Annotated in this window: 1 protein-coding gene; it reads right to left on the bottom strand. The window is 35.8% G+C overall.

Going from position 1 to position 1,944, the window contains the following annotated elements; translation table 11 throughout:
* Positions 1-1,861, bottom strand: a 1,861-nt coding sequence (locus Z054_RS30745; RefSeq protein WP_024773124.1) for a M43 family zinc metalloprotease, incomplete at its 3' end; no start/stop codon positions are given.
* Positions 1,862-1,944: the final 83 nt, after the last annotated feature.

Raw genomic sequence — 1,944 nt, 5'->3', positions numbered from 1 at the left:
CTCCTGTTTCATCCCCATTCTGGATCCCATCGTTACAGGTAGGGTTATTTCCTCCATTCCAGATTTTACTACCTGCTTTAATAGATCCAAAAGGCTCTGTACTGTAAGCGTAATCCATTAAGGTGTAAGAAGATCCATCTGCATTTACCTGAACTCTAAACCATCCATAATTGGTTTTTCCTGAGTATAACTCTAACTGAAACCCTATATACGCCGTTTTACCGTCCCAAGCAGTATATCCAGTATCTCTAATCACATGTAAATCAGGATATGCTCCTCCGTTAACCCAGCTACTTCCTGTAGATATTACTGTATTTGCTGCAATTGGAATAGGGTTTTTTGTTCCTGTTTGACAAACCAACGCTTTTGAATACGTTTCTAATTTAAGGGCATTATTTTCAAAAAAAGTTCCAAAACTATTACTATCGGCTCCTGTTATTCTAAAAAATGTCCAGGTTGTAGTAGCATTTGCCGTATAATCATTATTATCAACATACACTACTTTATAAGGATCGTAAAATGAAAAGCTGAATAAAACTTTATTAGAATTCAGTGTACTTGTCCCGCCTGAAATAATAGCATTTTTAAAGGTAATACTTCCAGAAGCATTATCAGCAACTCCATGATTATTAGTATTTCCACTATATTTCACTCTTAGTTTTGTATTACTAATTACGGTAATTGTAGGAGAAAATCCTTGAGGAAGGCTTGAAGTGAAATGCGTTCCCTGTGTTAATGTTCCAGAACTTAATGAAAAAGTACCTCCTTGTATATCTATATCATAAGAATCATCTACTAAGGTTCCATTATTAGATAAAGATTCTTCAACAGTATTATTATTTGCTACTAGTGAGGCTCCTGTAAGATTTACCCCTGTAGCTGTCAGGTTAGCTGGTTGCCATAATGGTTTTCTTGCTGGGTGTTGTAATGCTGCAAGCATTCTATTTACCTGCCCCTGAGTATACATTTTTGCGCACCCTGCTGCAGAATCATATCCCATATAATTCTCATAGTTTATTAGATTCCCACAATCACTTGCTCCAACAACACATCCATCATCTCCTGAGCTTGTATCTTCTTTTGGTGTATCACTCACATAATCTCCATTAGGATCATTACATCCTCCTTCAAAAGTATGTATCAAATTAAGCCAATGCCCAAACTCATGAGTAAATACCGATGCAAACTCTTTATTGGTATTACCGTGTAAATATCGTCCGTTATATACTACTCTTGCAATATCTGCATTTGACATTGCTGTATCTGGATACCACGCTACTCCAGAATTTGTTGCTCCCCCATCACCATAGAGGTCACCCGTGATATATACATTCATATATTTATAATTATCCCATCCGTCTGCTGCAACAACAGGGCTATTATAATTTCCCATTCCAGAAGCTACTGGGTGGATAATTACCCCATTAGTACTACCTCCGTTAGGGTCAATTTTAGCCAATGCGAATCGTATACTTAATGTTGATTTACGACCATCAAAAACGGGATCAATTGAATTAAAATCATCATTAAGTCCGTTAAAATCTTTATTAAGAGCATCAAGTGCTCCTTTTATTTTATTATAATCTACAGTCTTCCCGTGTTGTGTAGTACCATATACATGAACCACTACAGGTATGGTATACGTTTCTGCTGCTTTTTGAGAAAAAGCCTTACTCTGAACATAATTTTTGGTAAACTCATTAAAGTTTTCATACTCGGCTTTTGCTTTCGGGTTAACCGAAAAAGCATACGCATTGGCATTACTTGCCTCACATCTTTTTGCGTCTACTTGTTGTTGCCCCAGAAGAGACGAAACATAAGTAAATAGCATAGCTGCTAAAATAAAAGTTTTAGTTTTCATAATGGTATTGATTTTGTGTTATAGTTAATTATGAAAATTAAAAATATTGAAGCATTTAGGGTTATACTATTATAACCAAACAC

Origin of the sequence: Aquimarina macrocephali JAMB N27, assembly GCF_000520995.1 — a bacterium.
Lineage (GTDB): Bacteria > Bacteroidota > Bacteroidia > Flavobacteriales > Flavobacteriaceae > Aquimarina > Aquimarina macrocephali.
This window is presented reverse-complemented; position numbering and strand designations above follow the sequence as displayed.